We start from the raw sequence: 14,255 nt of genomic DNA, 5'->3' as shown, positions 1-14,255 counted from the left end.
CGGACACCGGTTTCAGGCCGGTTACAGGAACGTCTCCCGGACATCGATCGACGACTGTTCGCCGACGCAGCCGAAGCTCTCCTCCAACCAGGTCTGCGCCACCGTTCGGCCGATGTCGCGCAGGTGATGGAGGAACGCCCGCTCGGCATTGAGCTTCGAGGAGGCATGCATGTCCTGCATCTCCTCCGTCGCCTCGATCATGTGGATGCGGGTCACCCGGTAGGCCTCCGGGTCCAGCTTGCCGGCGGCGATCAGACGGTTCACGAAGTGGATGGCCCGCATCTCGCGCATCAGCGTCGAGTTGAAGGAAATCTCGTTCACCCGATCCATGATCTCCCGCGCGTCGGTCGGCACGGAGTCGCGGTACAGCGGGTTGATCTGCACGATGACGATGTCGCGGCAGGCGGAGTTGTAAATCAGCGGATAGAGAGCCGGGTTGCCCATATAGCCGCCGTCGTAATAGGCCTCGCCGTCGATCTCCACGGCCTTGTACATGGTCGGCAGGCAGGCCGAGGCCATGACCGCGTCGATCGACAGTTCCGTGTTGTCGAATACCCGGATCTTTCCCGAGCGCACATTGGTCGCGCTGAGGTACAGGTTCAGCCCGCTGCGGGCGACGATGCCATCGATATCGACCAGGTCCTCCAGCACGTCGCGCAGCGGATTGAGGCCCATCGGGTTCGTCTGATAGGGCGACAGATAGCGGCTGAGGAAATCCAGCGCGACGAAGCCGGGCGAGCTGTCCACCCGCCAGTTGCCCATCACCCGGTCCATCCAGGTGCGCTGGATCGGGCTGAAGCGTCCGGCCTTGGCGATGGCGTTCCAGAAGGCGTCGAGCTTGTCGCGGGCGCCCTGAGCCCCGTTCTCCGCCATGCCGGCGGCCATCACCACCGCGTTCATCGCCCCGGCGCTGGTCCCGGAAATCGAATCGAACGCGACCCGGGGATCGGCCAGCAACCCGTCCAGCACGCCCCAGGTGAAGGCCCCGTGGGAGCCGCCGCCCTGGAGCGCGAGGTTGATCCGCTTGATCTCCGGGCCCGCCTTCGACCGCGCGTGTTTGGGCTCGACCGCCGCCTCGGCCTCCTTGCGGACATGCTCGGGAACCTCGGCCCGTTTGCGGACCGGATCGTTGGCCACGTCCGATCCGTGCTTCGGTCCCTGGCGGCGGCCGGCCATCAGCGAGCGACCCAGCCGCCGTCGACCTGGAGGGCGGCGCCGGTGATCGAGCCGGCATTGTCGCCGGCCAGGAACACCGCCAAGGCGCCGAGATCGTCGACCTCGACGAACTTCTTGGTCGGCTGACTGGCCAGGATGACGTTCCGCACGACCTCTTCCTCGGTCATGTGATTGGCCTTGGCCTGCTCGCCGATCTGGCCTTCGACCAGCGGGGTCTTCACAAATCCCGGGCAGATGGCGTTGCAGGTGATGCCCTGCTCGGCCGTCTCCAGCGCCACAACCTTGGTGAAGCCGACGACGCCGTGCTTGGCCGCGACGTAGGCGGCCTTGTACGGCGAGGCCACCAGCCCGTGGGCCGAGGCGATGTTGATGATCCGGCCCCAGCCGCGCTTCTTCATGCCCGGCAGTGCTGCCTTGGTGGTGTAGAAGTTGGAGGACAGGTTGAGCGAGACGATCAGTTCCCAGCGGTCTTCCGGGAACTCGTCGACCGGCGCCACCGTCTGGATCCCGGCGTTGTTGACCAGGATGTCCACCTTGCCGAACGCCTTTTCCGCCTCGGCGACGAGGTTCTTGGCCTGATCGCCCTTGGTCAGATCGGCGCCGTCGAAGGCGGCCTTGATCCCGAACTCCGTCTCGAGGCCGGCCCGGATCTCCTCGATCTCCTGCGCGTCGCCGAAGCCGTTGAGCATGATGTCGGCCCCCTCGGCCGCCAGCGCCCTGGCGATGCCGAGACCGATGCCGCTGGTCGAACCGGTGACGACGGCGGATTTGCCTTTGAGGCTCATGTCGATTTTCCTTTGGTTCGCAGACCGGCGGATCGGGCCGGCCGAATATTCGTTGCACTGCACAATTTGAGCCGCGGCCGCGCAGGCGCAACCTTTTCTGTGCGGCCGGGCGGTGCGGCAAACTTTCCCTGTGCCGCGGAAGCGGTTATAGCTGCGCTCATGTGCGCACAGAAAGCCCGTCCCGGAATCCTCGCCCCCACCATCGACCAGATGGCGGCACTGGCGGAGGACGCCCTGTCGAACGTTCCCCAGGAGCTGTTGAAGCCGCTCTCGGGTCTCGCGATCCTGGTCGAGGATTTCCCCGACGACGAGATCTGCGAGGCCATGGACCTGGAGACGCCGTTCGACCTGCTCGGCCTGTACCAGGGAGTGCCGCTGAACCACCGGTCGACCGGCGAGACGCCGGCGGATCTGGACCGGGTGTTCCTGTATCGGCGGTCCATCCTCGACTACTGGATCGAGAGCGGCGACGACCTCTATTCCGTGGTCCGTCACGTGCTGATCCACGAGATCGGGCACCACTACGGCTACAGCGACAGCGAGATGGAAGAGCTGGAACGGCTGGCCGACGAGGAAGAGACGAACGCGCCGGCGGGCCGGGCTTAGTCACCCGCTGCCCCTTCCCCGTCGTCCTGAACTCGCTTCAGGACCAAGCCACCGGCGCCTGTTCACCGCAGATCCTGACGTGCGTCAGGACGACGGCTTCGGTTGGCTTGGCGTGCAGTGCCCCCTACTTCGCACCCATGCGGATGGCACCGTCGAGCCGGATGGTCTCGCCGTTGAGCATCGGGTTGTCGACGATGCTCTCCACCAGCCGGGCGAATTCCTCCGGCTTGCCGAGGCGCGAGGGGAAAGGGATCTGGGCGGCGAGGCTGTCCTGGACCTCCTGGGGCATGCCGAGCACCATCGGGGTGCCGAAGATCCCCGGCGCGATGGCGCAGACCCGGATGCCGGTCCGGGCGAACTCGCGGGCCGCCACCAGGGTCAGGGAATGCACCCCGCCCTTGGACGCCGCATAGGCCGACTGGCCGATCTGACCCTCGAAAGCGGCCACGCTGGCGGTCGAAACGATGACGCCGCGCTGGCCGTCGCCATCCGGCTCGTTCCCGGCCATGGCGGCACCGGCGAGGCGGATCAGGTTGAAGCTGCCGACCAGGTTGACGTCGATCACCTTTTTGAAATCGGCCAAAGCCATCGGCCCGTCGCGGCCGACGATGCGCTTGGCAGGGGCGATGCCCGCGCAGTTCACCAGCAACACCGGCGCGCCATGGGCCTCGCCCGCCCGGGCCACCGCCGCTTCGGCCGAGGCCGCGTCGGAGACGTCGCAGGACAGCGCCAGGCCGCCGATCTCGTCGGCCAGCGCCTTGGCCGCGTCGAGGTTCACGTCGAGCAGCGCCACCTTCGCCCCGCGCGCCGCCAGCGCCCGTGCGGTCGCCGCTCCCAGCCCGCTGCCGCTGCCCGTCACCAACGCGCCCTTGCCCTTGAGATCCATCGTCTTGCTCCCGTCGCGGTCTATCTGTTCTCGCGGCCCCGGTGATATCAGATCGCCCGGGCCAGGACGAGACCGGCTAGGACGAGACCGGCCAGAACGAGCCACGCTGCATGCATTGGAGACCGAGACCGCCATGGCGACCCTCACAGACATCCCCGTTCCCGCCCGCCTGCTCGGCTTCGGCGGCGCGATCCCCTTCGTCGCCGGCGCCGTCGGCGTGTGGGTGCTGGACACCCCCTGGGACTGGGTGGTGCTGAACGCGCAGGTCTATTACGGCTGCGCGATCCTGGCCTTCCTCGGCGCGGTGCATTGGGGCCGGGCGCTCGGCAGCGGACTTGACGGCGAGGCGCTGTGGCGGCCGTTGGCCTGGAGCGTCACGCCCGCCCTGCTGGCCTGGGTCGCCGCCCTCGCCAAGCCGGACCTGGCGATCGTGCTGCTGGTGGGCGGTCTGGTGGCGGCCTATCTGATCGACCGCTCCGCCACCGCCCAGGGCTGGTTTCCCGGCTGGTACGGGATCCTGCGGAAATATCTGTCGGCCATCGCCGTGGCGAGCCTGGGGGCCAGTCTGGTGAAGGTGATGGCCTAGCCCTTCGACACGTCGCTCCGCTCATGCTCAGGACGAGGTCGATCACCTTGAAACGACCTTGTCCTGAGCAGCCCCGCAGGGGCGTGTCGAAGGGGCGGGAAGACAATGTGGGGAGAGGGCGAGCGGCCCCCTCAATACCCCCGGTTCCGATCCACCTGATGCAGCAGCGGCCGGCCATCCAGGTAGCGGGCGGTGTTCTCCACCACCAGTTCGGCGACGATGGCGTCGCGGTCCGGGTGCAGCCCGCCCACATGCGGCCAGACGCTGATCCCCGGCGTCGTCCAGAACGGATCGTCTGCCGGCAGCGGCTCCTGCCGGAAGACGTCCAGCACCGCCCCGGCGATGGTCCCGCCGGTCACCGCGGCGATCAGATCGGCGTCGACCACCGTCGCCCCGCGCCCGAAATTCAGGAACCAGGCGCCCGGCCGCATAGCCGCAAAACGCTCGGCGTTCATGAAGGACAGGGTATCGGGGGTCACCGGCAGCAGGTTCAGGACGAAATCGGCCTCCGCCAGCATCCGGTCGGTGTCCTGCGGCGCATAGACCGTCTCCACATGGGCGACCTCGCCCGGCGTCCGGCGCACGCCGACCACCCGCAGCTCCAGCGCGGCGGCCTTGCGGGCGAGCTCGGCGCCGATCGTGCCCAGGCCGAGAATCCCCAGCGTCTTGCCGGCCAACGGCACAGCGACCCGGCGGGTCCACTTGGACGCCTGCTGGTCGAGGGCGGCGGCGGCGATCGGCTTGGTGGCGTGGAACAGGGCGGCCAGGATGTTCTCCGGCATCTGCACCCGGTGCACGCCCTTGGCCGCGGTCAGCAGCAGACCGTCGGACAGGTCCGGCCGCGACAGCCAGGCTTCCACACCCGCCGTGGTGGTCTGCACCCAGCGCAGCTTCGGCATCTCGGCCAGCAGCCCCGCCGGCGCACCCCAGGCGAGCACCATCTCGGCCTCAGCCTTCTGCGCCTCGCTCGGCGCGTCCGCCCGGTCGATCCCTTCCAGCCGCAGCCGGTCGCCCAGTCCCGCGGCGGCGAGCGCCTCCACATAGATCGGCGCGCCATCGGTCCACAGCAGCATCAGCGGCTTATCCGCCATCTTCTTCCTCTTTCGTCACTCGGTCATAGGAGAGCCGGACGACATCGACCGGCTCGCTCAGGCCCCGGACCAGCGCCCGCTCACGGCGACCTTGCGTCACCAGCAGCATCACGGAGGGATCGGCGGCGAGCTGGCCGCTCACCACCACGTCGCCGCCGGCGGCCAAGCCCTGGATTCGGGCTGCCAGATTGACCATGGAGCCGAAATAGTCCAGCCGGTCATTCAGCGTGACAGCAATGCTCGGCCCGGCATGAACGCCGATCTTGATGGAGATCGGCGCCGCGGCACCGGTCCGCTCGCTCAGCGCCGCGTTGAACGCCGCCGTGCCTTCCTGCACCGCGAGGGCGGCGCGCACCGCGTCCGCCGGCTCGGCGAAGGCGGCCATCACAGCGTCGCCGATGGTCTTCACGATCGCCCCGCGATGGCCGCGCACGATCCGGCCGAGATAGGCGAAATGCTCGCGCACGAGCTGGTAGGCGTTGGCGTCGCCGATCCTCTCGTAGAGGGCCGTGGAGCCCTGCAGGTCGGTGAACATGAGCGCGATCTGGGCGATGGAGACCTGGTCGCCCGGATGCAGGACCGCGTTGGAGAACAGGTCGCGGAACGCCTGCAGGGTGGTGACCTCGTGCGCCGTCAACGCATCGGCGACCCAGGCGCGCGACTCCACCACCAGCGTCCGTCGGACGTCGCCCTCGTTCCGCAGCACCAGCATCCCCGCCGGCGACGGCGCTTGGGCCGTCACCTGGGCGCCGTCCACGACCAATGTCGGTGCCGGCCCGTCGATCTCGACGTCGCACTGGCCGCCGGTCTCCAGGGTGCGGTAGCGGTAGGCGCCCGGCGCCAGCCCCGCCGGCACCGTCCGGCTCTCACCCGGATCCAGCGCGACCTGCAGGATCACATGCGGCATCGACATCGGGCCGAACAGGCAGAACTCTCCGTCCTGCACCGGCCGGATGGCAGGGGCCGGCTGGAAGCTCAGTTCCACGTTCCGGGAGAAGTCGCGGTCGTAGCTGATGTTGCAGGAGTCGCAATGGGCGCTCGCCGGCACCCGGTCTAGCGAGGAAACCGACAGCTGGGCGCCGCGGCAGCGCGGGCACAGCAGGTCCCAGCGCGATTCCAGTAGGCCGTCTCGCACCGCCTCCAGGCAGAGTTCGGTTACCGCCAGGGGATCGGCCCGCCACTGCCGGGCGAGACGCCGGGGCCGGATGCGCATCAGGTCCATTTCCTGTGCGTCGAGAATGAAATCCGCCAGCCGGGTCCCCAGGCCATGGCCGTTCGGGCTGGCGTTGATGTCGGCGACGATACGCTCGAGGCGCTGGCTGCGCTCGGCGTCCAGCACCACCCGCTTCGACATGAAGACCTGATCGCCCTTGCCCGCCGCGAACCGGCGGACCTCGTCCACCAGCCGGTTGAAGGTCTTTTCGGATGCCGAGAAGAACCGGGTCGCCAACATCACCCGTCCGATCAGGTTCGCCGGCTCCACCTCCATGCGGTAGAGGCAGCGGCATCCGCCGTTGGTCTTCTCCAGCTCGGCGGTGGCAACCAGCACGGCCAGGGGGCCGCGGGAGAACCGCCGTTCGTGCCGGAACCAGCGGTCGGTGACCCATTCGACCGGGATCTCCTCCCAGGCCAGGGCGAACGGACCGACATTGGCCTCGGCGAAGAACCGGACGGAACCGTCGGGTTGTTCGACCTGGCGGATCTGATGTTTCGGCAGTCCCGCCGCCTCGTTGAATCGGCCGGTGTCGGCAAGCAGCGGCCAGATCACCTCGGGCGGGTGATCGAACTCCCACACGATGGTGTGGCTCTTCACGGCCGCCGCCTCATTCCGCCGCCTCGTTGCGACCCTGGCGTTGCCCGGCGAGATATTCTTCGCCGAGCGGGCCGTAGAACGCCGCGTCGAACCCCGCCGCCTCGCGGGAAGGGATGTTGAAGGGCGGCTTCACCCCGCCCCGGAACCGGGCGCGCACGATCGTCTGCCAGGTCGAGACCGGCTCCAGTCCGCGGGCGTCACAGAGATGGTCGAACCAGCGCTTGCCCACCGCCACATGGCCGATCTCGTCGTCGTGGATGATCTGGAGGATGTCGGCGGAGGCATCGTCGCCGACCTCGCGCAGCTTGGCGATCATCGGCGGGGTGACATCGAGGCCGCGCGCCTCCAGCACCAGCGGCACCACCGCCTGGCGGGCCAGCGGATCGTCCGCCGTCTCCACCGCGGCCTGCCACAACCCGTCATGGGCCGGCAGCGCACCGTAGCGCGAGCCGAGCTCCTCCAGCCGGTCGGCGATCAGCAGGAAATGCTTGGATTCCTCGTCCCCTACCCGCACCCAGTCGTCCACATAGGCGCGTGGGAACCCGGCATCGGGGAAGCGCACCACCGCGTCCCACGCCAGGTCGACGGCGTTCAGCTCGATATGCGCCAGGGCGTGCAGCAGGGCGATGCGGCCGCGCGTCTCGGAGGTGATCTTGCGCTTCTTCACCCGCCGGGGCGGCAGCAGCGGCGGCTCAGGTGGGCGGCCGGGCCGGTCCGGCGGGGACACCGAATGGGCAAGAGGAAGCGCACCCGATCGCCATGCCGCGGCGGCCCGTCGGCCCAGCGCCGCCTTGGCCCGGGCATCGGCCGTTTCGAGCACGGCGACGGCGGCCTGACTGAGATCGGTGAACTCCATGCCGCACTGATGTAGCGCGACTGAGTATTCCGTGCACCCGCCTGCCCGCTTATGGTCGTCCCAATCCACGAAAAAAATGCGTGTTCCAGATACAGAGGTGACTAGATGACTACGCGCGAAGCAGCGATCGATGCGGTGCGGGAGTATTTCGATTCGGGCGGATTCCGTGCCGAACTGGCGGAACGGGTGGCCGTTCAGACCTCCAGCCGCGAGGAAGAGCATCGGGCCGACCTGCTGGACTACCTCGACCGGATGATGCGCCAACGCTTCGAGGCCATGGGTTTCAGCGTCGAGATTTTTCCGAACACCCTGCTCGACCGCGCGCCGTTCCTGGTCGCCAAGCGGGTCGAGGACCCGAGCCTGCCGACCCTGTTCTGCTACGGCCACGGCGACACGGTCCCGGGCGAGGAAGGCCGCTGGGCCGAGAACCGCGAGCCCTGGACGCTAGAGGTCGCGCAGACCCCGTCGGGCGAGCGCTGGTACGGCCGGGGCACCGCCGACAACAAGGGCCAGCACGCCATCAACATGGAGGCGATGCGCCACGTCATCGAGACCCGTGGCAAGCTCGGCTACAACGTCACCTTCCTGATCGAGATGGCCGAGGAGATGGGCTCGCCGGGTCTGGCCGAGTTCTGCCGGGACAACAAGGACATGCTTGCCGCAGACCTGCTGATCGCGTCGGACGGGCCGCGCTTCTCCACCGACGGGCCGGACATCAAGCTGGGCACTCGCGGCGGGCTGAACATCCGCTTCCGCCTGGAATACCGCGAGGGCGGCCACCATTCCGGCAACTGGGGCGGGCTGCTGGCCAACCCGGCGATCGTGCTGATGCACGCGCTGACCGGCATCGTCGGCCGCGAGGGCAAGATCCTGCTGCCGGAACTGAAGCCGGCGCAGATCAAGAACTCGGTCCGCGACGCACTGGGCCACGTGAAGGTCGAGTCCGGCCCCGACGATCCCGAGATCGATCCGTGGTGGGGCGAGCCGGGGCTGACCCTGGCGGAGAAGGTCTTCGGCTGGAACACCTTCGAGGTGCTGTCGTTCATCACCGGCGATCCGGAGAAGCCGCAGAACGCCGTGCCGCCCTTCGCCGAGGCGATCTGTCAGATCCGCTTCGTCGTCGATACCGACCCGGACGTGTTCCTGCCGACGATCCGCGAGCACCTGGCGGCGAACGGGTACGGCGACGTCACGGTGGAGCCGGCCCGCATGTCGATGCTGCGCGCCTCGCGGCTCGATCCGGATCATCCGGCGGTGCCGTGGGCGGTGAAGTCCATGGAGAAGACCACCGGCAAGAAGGTGACGGTGATCCCCAATGCCGGCGGCTCCCTGCCGAACGACATCTTCCTGAACGGCATCGGCATGCCGACGATCTGGGTGCCGCACAGCTATACCGGCTGCTCCCAGCACGCCCCGAACGAGCACGTGCTGCCGGGCCTCATGCGAGAAGGGCTGGAGATGATGACCGGCCTGTTCTGGGACCTGGGCGACGGGTTCCCGGGGAAGTGACCTGACATTGGCGGCCGGGACCCGATGCCGGGCCCCGGTCCGCCCACCCTTTCACTCCAAACACTTCCCGGCCCAAACACTTCCCGGTCTCGTGCCGGGACCCACAGACGGGCCGCACGGGCGTCCGGGCAATTTCTCAAACGGTCGGGAAGGCTTTCAGCGTAGACCCCTGCACGAGGCCGGGGAGCACGCAACGAGGGGCAGGGTGTTGGCTCTACCCCGGCCAGCCGCCGGTCTGGCGCAGGCCTTCGCTGAGCAGGATACCGGCGCTCACCGCCACGTTCAGCGAGCGCGCACCCGCCACCATCGGCACCTTCACCGCCAGATCGGCGGCCGCGTGGACTTCGTCCGGCACACCGGCGCTTTCGCGGCCGAGGATCAGATGGTCGTCCGGCTCGAACCGCGCGTCGGGCAGCGTCACCGCGCCCTTCGTAGTCGCCAGAACCAGCCGTCCCGGGGCCCGGCCGGAGAGAAACGCCTCCCACGAGCTGTGCCGCCGGACCGCCGCGAATTCCAGGTAATCCATGCCCGCGCGCCGCATCCTCTGGTCGGACCACACGAAGCCGCAGGGCTCGATCACATCGACCTCAACCCCAAGGCAGGCGGCGAGCCGGAGGATGGTTCCGGCGTTCTGGGGAATGTCGGGCTGGTACAGAACGAGGCGCATAGCCGCATCTAAACGCCTCGCGATGCTTTGCAAAAGGCAGATTGCTGCGCTATACGCATGCCGGATCGGGGCGGAGGTATTTGCGACAGCGGGTCGCGTTGCGTTCCTGCGCCATTGGTCGATAGTGCCTGACGATCCGGCACGCGGGCCGGAAACCCGTCGAGCGCCACCTAGGACGAGTGGAGAACCATGGCCGAAACCCACGAAGGCGACTCCCGCCGCGACTTCCTGATTATCACGACTACCGCCGTAGGTGCGGTGGGCGCGGCTTGCGTCGCCTGGCCGTTCATCGACCAGATGAACCCGGCCGCCGACACCCTGGCGCTCGCCAGCATCGAATTCGACGTCTCGACGGTGGCCGAAGGCCAGTCGGTGACGCTGACCTGGCGCGGCAAGCCCGTCTTCGTGCGGCACCGGACGCCGGCCGAGATCGAGGAGGCCCGCGAGGTTCCCCTCGACGAGCTGCGCGATCCGCAGACCGACGACGAGCGCGTCGAGAAGCCAGAATATCTGGTGATGGTCGGCGTCTGTACGCATCTCGGGTGCGTGCCGCTCGGCCAGAGCGTGTCCGATCCGAAGGGCGACTACGGCGGTTGGTTCTGCCCCTGCCACGGCTCGCACTACGACACGTCAGGCCGCATTCGCCGCGGTCCGGCGCCTCTGAACCTCGCCGTGCCGGAATATCAGTACATTTCCGACACCGTCATCCGTATCGGTTAAGAGGGAGCGCCGGAGCATGGCTGCTAATTTCTCGAATCCGGTGGTGCGGTGGATCGACCATCGCCTCCCCGTCTTCACCTTCATGCACCATGAGATGCATGAGTACCCCACCCCGAAGAACCTGAGCTATTGGTGGAACTTCGGGTCGCTGGCCGGTATCGCGCTGGTGATCATGATCGTCACCGGCATCACGCTGGCGATGCACTACACGCCGCATGTGGACCATGCCTTCGCCAGCGTCGAGCGCATCATGCGCGACGTCAACTACGGCTGGCTGATCCGTTACATCCACATGAACGGCGCCAGCTTCTTCTTCATCGTCGTCTACATCCACATCTTCCGCGGGCTGTACTACGGCTCGTACAAGGCGCCGCGCGAGATCCTGTGGATGCTCGGCGTGGTCATCATGCTGCTGATGATGGCGACGGCGTTCATGGGCTACGTGCTGCCGTGGGGCCAGATGAGCTTCTGGGGCGCCACCGTGATCACCAACCTGTTCTCGGCCATCCCGCTGGTCGGCGAGTCGATCGTCACCTGGCTGTGGGGCGGCTTCTCGGTCGATAACGCGACCCTGAACCGGTTCTTCTCGCTGCACTTCCTGCTGCCGTTCGTGATCGTCGGCGTGGTGGTGCTGCACATCGTCGCGCTGCACCGTTTCGGGTCGAACAACCCGCTGGGCATCGACGTGAAGGGTCCGAAGGATCAGATCCCGTTCCATCCGTACTACACGATCAAGGATGCGTTCGGACTGGGCGTCTTCCTGATCTTCTTCTCGGCCTTCATCTTCTTCGCGCCGAACTTCCTGGGCCACCCGGACAACTACATCCCGGCCAATCCCCTGGTGACGCCGGCGCATATCGTGCCTGAGTGGTACTTCCTGCCGTTCTACGCGATCCTGCGTGCGATCCCGGACAAGCTCGGCGGCGTCCTGTTCATGTTCGGTGCCATCGCGGTGCTGTTCGTGTTGCCGTGGCTCGACCGCTCGCCGGTCCGCAGCGGCCAGTTCCGCCCGATCTTCAAGATCTTCTTCTGGATCCTGGTGGTCGACGTGGTGGCGCTGACCTATCTCGGCGGCAAGCCGGCGGAGGGCATCTACGTCGTCCTCTCCCGTATCGCCACCGCCTACTACTTCATCCACTTCCTGATCATTCTGCCGGCCCTGAGCATCTTCGAGACGCCCAAGCCGCTGCCGAAGTCGATCAGCGAGCCGGTGCTTGGCGCCGGGGGCGGTTTCGCCGGAGCCACCGCCGCACCGAGGGAGAAAGTCTGATGATCGCGCGTCTTTCCACCACCATCGCGGCCGTCGCGATCGCGGCCGGCGCCTGGTCCTTCGCTCTCTCCACCCCGGCTTCGGCCGCGGGTGAGGCGATCGAACTGCCGCAGCACGAGTGGTCGTTCAGCGGCCCGTTCGGCACCTATGACCGCGGCGCTCTGCAGCGTGGTTTCCAGGTGTACAAGAACGTCTGCGCCGGCTGTCACGCCCTGAGCTACGTCGCCTACCGCAACCTCGAGGACCTCGGCTACAACGAGGACGAGGTCAAGGCGATCGCCGCCGAGGCCACCGTGATGGACGGCCCGAACGACGACGGCGAGATGTTCGAGCGTCCGGGCAAGCCGTCCGACCGCTTCGTGTCTCCGTTCCCGAACGAGCAGGCGGCCCGCGCGGCCAACGGCGGCGCCTATCCGCCGGACCTGTCGCTGATCGTGAAGGCACGGCCGGACGGCGCCAACTACGTCCGCGCCCTGCTGACCGGCTATGTGGAACCGCCTGCCGACTTCAACCTGATGCCCGGCATGAACTACAACGCCTACTTCCCGGGCCATCAGATCGCCATGGCGCAGCCGCTCTACGGCGACGACGTGACCTTCGCCGACGGCACCGCCAGCACGATCGAGCAGGAGGCCGAGGATCTGGCCACCTTCCTCGCCTGGGCGTCGGAGCCGGAGATGGAGGAGCGGAAGCGCGCGGGTGTCATGACCCTCATCTTCCTGCTGGTGTTCACCGGCCTGCTCTACGCCACCAAGCGCAAGATCTGGGCCGACGTCCACTAAGCGGCGTCCCCTCATCGACGATTGCAAAGGCCGCGGCTCGTCCGCGGCCTTTCGCGTTCCGGGTCCGGCGCGCTATACCTGTCGGACAGACAGACGAGACGGGACAGAGATGAGCAGTCAAACACGCAAGGCCCTGGTCGCGGTCATCGGCGGCAGCGGCGTCTACAACATCGACGGCCTTGAGAATGCCCGTTGGCAGACCGTGACCTCCTCCTTCGGAGAGCCGTCCGACCAGCTTCTGTTCGGCGAGCTCGGCGGCCAGCCGCTGGTCTTCCTGCCCCGGCACGGGCGCGGCCACCGGTTCAGCCCGACGACAATCAACTACCGCGCCAATATCGACGCCCTGAAGCGGGCCGGCGTGACCGACATCATCTCGGTCTCCGCCGTCGGCTCGCTCAAGGAGGAGTACGCGCCCGGCCACTTCGTGCTGATCGACCAGTTCATCGACCGCACCTTCGCCCGCGAGAAGACCTTCTACGGCACCGGCTGCGTCGCCCATGTCTCCATGGCCCATCCGGTCTCCACCCGGCTGATGGACGCCCTGGACGCCTCCTGCAAGGAGCTCGGGCTGCCCTACAGCCGCGGCGGCACCTACGTGACCATGGAGGGCCCGCAATTCTCCACCCAGGCCGAGTCGTTCCTGTACCGGTCCTGGGGCGCCGACGTGATCGGCATGACCAACATGCCGGAGGCCAAGCTCGCCCGCGAGGCGGAGATCCCCTACGCCACCGTCGCCATGGTCACTGACTACGACTGCTGGCACCCGGACCACGACCATGTGACGGTCGACGCCGTGGTGAAGGTGCTGACGGCCAATGCCGACAACGCCCGCGCCCTGGTGAAGACCGTGGCGCCGAAGCTGTACGACCGACCGATGGTCGACGATCAGGGCGGCGATCACGCGCTGGAATTCGCGCTGATCACCCATCCCGAGGCGCGCGACCCCGACATGGTCGCCAAGTTGGACGCGGTCGCCGGACGCGTGCTGAAGGGCTGACCGGTCATGGCGGGACGCGGCGACGGAATCGGGCGGCTGGAGGGGCTCTACAACCGGGTCACCGCCTCCACGCCCGACGACGCGCGCACGCTGAACGTCAAATCCGTGATGGCGCTGGACAATGACCGCCCGAACGAGGCGGCGGAGCTGATCGGCCGCGCTCTGGTCATCGAGCCGTCCGAATACGCCTATCTCTTCCACCTGGCCAAGGTCTGCGCCAAGGCCGGGTGGTGGAGCCACAGCGTCGATGCCCTGCGCCGGGCGATCTATGTCGACCCGGTGAACCCGGAGGCCTGGTACGGCCTGGGACGGGCCTTCGAGGAGCTGGACAGCATCGGCGAGGCGGAAGTCTGCTGGCGCCAGTGCCTGGCCCTCGACCCGAAGCATATCGGCGCCCGCGAGGCCATCGTCGCCCACGCCCGGCGGTAGCCGCTCCCCTGCCCTGTATTCTTCAAACTGTCATCCCGGACGGGCCCGGATCCGGGTCCGGGATCTCCCAGGATGACGAAGA

The 14,255-nt window shown here is 67.7% G+C and carries 15 protein-coding genes; 8 read left to right on the top strand and 7 right to left on the bottom strand.

All coding sequences use genetic code 11. The annotated features are described in order from the left end of the window. Positions 1–21: 21 nt before the first annotated feature. Entirely contained in the window at positions 22–1,176 is a 1,155-nt protein-coding gene (locus T8K17_RS11550) for a patatin-like phospholipase family protein (RefSeq protein WP_322334659.1), read from the bottom strand. Further along, the gene (locus tag T8K17_RS11545) at positions 1,176–1,961 is read right to left on the bottom strand and encodes a 3-hydroxybutyrate dehydrogenase (RefSeq protein WP_322334658.1); all 786 of its coding nucleotides are present in this window, start codon (positions 1,959–1,961) and stop codon (positions 1,176–1,178) included. The genes T8K17_RS11550 and T8K17_RS11545 overlap by 1 nt, the downstream gene beginning before the upstream one ends. Before the next feature lie 159 nt (positions 1,962–2,120). On the opposite strand from T8K17_RS11545, the gene T8K17_RS11540 reads away from it, so the two are divergent. Further along, a complete protein-coding gene (locus tag T8K17_RS11540) occupies positions 2,121–2,567 on the top strand; it encodes a metallopeptidase family protein (protein WP_322334657.1) in 447 nt (148 codons plus the stop codon). 124 nt (positions 2,568–2,691) lie between these two features. Here T8K17_RS11540 and T8K17_RS11535 read toward each other — a convergent pair whose 3' ends face one another. Next, on the bottom strand, positions 2,692–3,453 hold the full coding sequence (locus T8K17_RS11535) for an SDR family NAD(P)-dependent oxidoreductase (protein ID WP_322334656.1): 762 nt from the start codon (positions 3,451–3,453) through the stop codon (positions 2,692–2,694). A 133-nt stretch (positions 3,454–3,586) separates the two neighbouring features. Here T8K17_RS11535 and T8K17_RS11530 point away from each other — a divergent pair, with 133 nt between their 5' ends. Further along, the gene (locus T8K17_RS11530) at positions 3,587–4,039 is read left to right on the top strand and encodes a DUF3429 domain-containing protein (protein ID WP_322334655.1); all 453 of its coding nucleotides are present in this window, start codon (positions 3,587–3,589) and stop codon (positions 4,037–4,039) included. Positions 4,040–4,170: 131 nt separating this feature from the next. On the opposite strand, the gene T8K17_RS11525 is transcribed toward T8K17_RS11530, so the two are convergent. The 3 genes from T8K17_RS11525 to T8K17_RS11515 are packed head-to-tail and all read right to left on the bottom strand — an operon-like array spanning position 4,171 to position 7,799. Further along, positions 4,171–5,130 carry a D-2-hydroxyacid dehydrogenase gene (locus T8K17_RS11525; RefSeq protein ID WP_322334654.1) on the bottom strand — a complete coding sequence of 320 codons (960 nt, stop codon included), beginning with the start codon at positions 5,128–5,130 and terminating at the stop codon, positions 4,171–4,173. Beyond that, positions 5,120–6,943 carry an adenylate/guanylate cyclase domain-containing protein gene (locus T8K17_RS11520; protein ID WP_322334653.1) on the bottom strand — a complete coding sequence of 608 codons (1,824 nt, stop codon included), beginning with the start codon at positions 6,941–6,943 and terminating at the stop codon, positions 5,120–5,122. The genes T8K17_RS11525 and T8K17_RS11520 overlap by 11 nt, the downstream gene beginning before the upstream one ends. Positions 6,944–6,953: 10 nt before the next feature. Next, a complete protein-coding gene (locus T8K17_RS11515; protein WP_322334652.1) occupies positions 6,954–7,799 on the bottom strand; it encodes a ferritin-like domain-containing protein in 846 nt (281 codons plus the stop codon). Between the two features lie 105 nt (positions 7,800–7,904). Between T8K17_RS11515 and T8K17_RS11510 the strand changes: the two genes are divergently transcribed. Beyond that, entirely contained in the window at positions 7,905–9,308 is a 1,404-nt protein-coding gene (locus T8K17_RS11510) for a M20 family metallopeptidase (RefSeq protein ID WP_322334651.1), read from the top strand. A 214-nt stretch (positions 9,309–9,522) separates the two neighbouring features. Here T8K17_RS11510 and T8K17_RS11505 read toward each other — a convergent pair whose 3' ends face one another. Continuing rightward, on the bottom strand, positions 9,523–9,975 hold the full coding sequence (locus T8K17_RS11505; protein ID WP_322334650.1) for a tRNA (cytidine(34)-2'-O)-methyltransferase: 453 nt from the start codon (positions 9,973–9,975) through the stop codon (positions 9,523–9,525). A gap of 189 nt (positions 9,976–10,164) precedes the next feature. Between T8K17_RS11505 and petA the strand changes: the two genes are divergently transcribed. The 5 genes from petA to T8K17_RS11480 all read left to right on the top strand — a co-directional run bounded on the left by petA (position 10,165) and on the right by T8K17_RS11480 (position 14,173). After that, positions 10,165–10,695, top strand: coding sequence for a ubiquinol-cytochrome c reductase iron-sulfur subunit (gene petA / locus T8K17_RS11500; RefSeq protein ID WP_322334649.1), 531 nt, complete (start codon positions 10,165–10,167; stop codon positions 10,693–10,695). 16 nt (positions 10,696–10,711) lie between these two features. Beyond that, a complete protein-coding gene (locus tag T8K17_RS11495; RefSeq protein ID WP_322334648.1) occupies positions 10,712–11,965 on the top strand; it encodes a cytochrome b/b6 in 1,254 nt (417 codons plus the stop codon). Continuing rightward, positions 11,965–12,747, top strand: a complete 783-nt coding sequence (locus T8K17_RS11490; RefSeq protein WP_322334647.1) for a cytochrome c1 — start codon at positions 11,965–11,967, stop codon at positions 12,745–12,747. The genes T8K17_RS11495 and T8K17_RS11490 overlap by 1 nt, the downstream gene beginning before the upstream one ends. 109 nt (positions 12,748–12,856) lie before the next feature. Next, positions 12,857–13,744, top strand: coding sequence for an S-methyl-5'-thioadenosine phosphorylase (locus T8K17_RS11485; protein ID WP_322334646.1), 888 nt, complete (start codon positions 12,857–12,859; stop codon positions 13,742–13,744). Positions 13,745–13,750: 6 nt separating this feature from the next. Further along, positions 13,751–14,173: a tetratricopeptide repeat protein gene (locus tag T8K17_RS11480; RefSeq protein ID WP_322334645.1), complete on the top strand. Its 423-nt coding sequence runs from the start codon at positions 13,751–13,753 to the stop codon at positions 14,171–14,173. Positions 14,174–14,255: the final 82 nt, after the last annotated feature.

The sequence above is a fragment of the Thalassobaculum sp. OXR-137 genome (assembly GCF_034377285.1).
In the GTDB taxonomy this organism is placed as follows: Bacteria; Pseudomonadota; Alphaproteobacteria; order Thalassobaculales; family Thalassobaculaceae; genus Thalassobaculum.
This window is presented reverse-complemented; position numbering and strand designations above follow the sequence as displayed.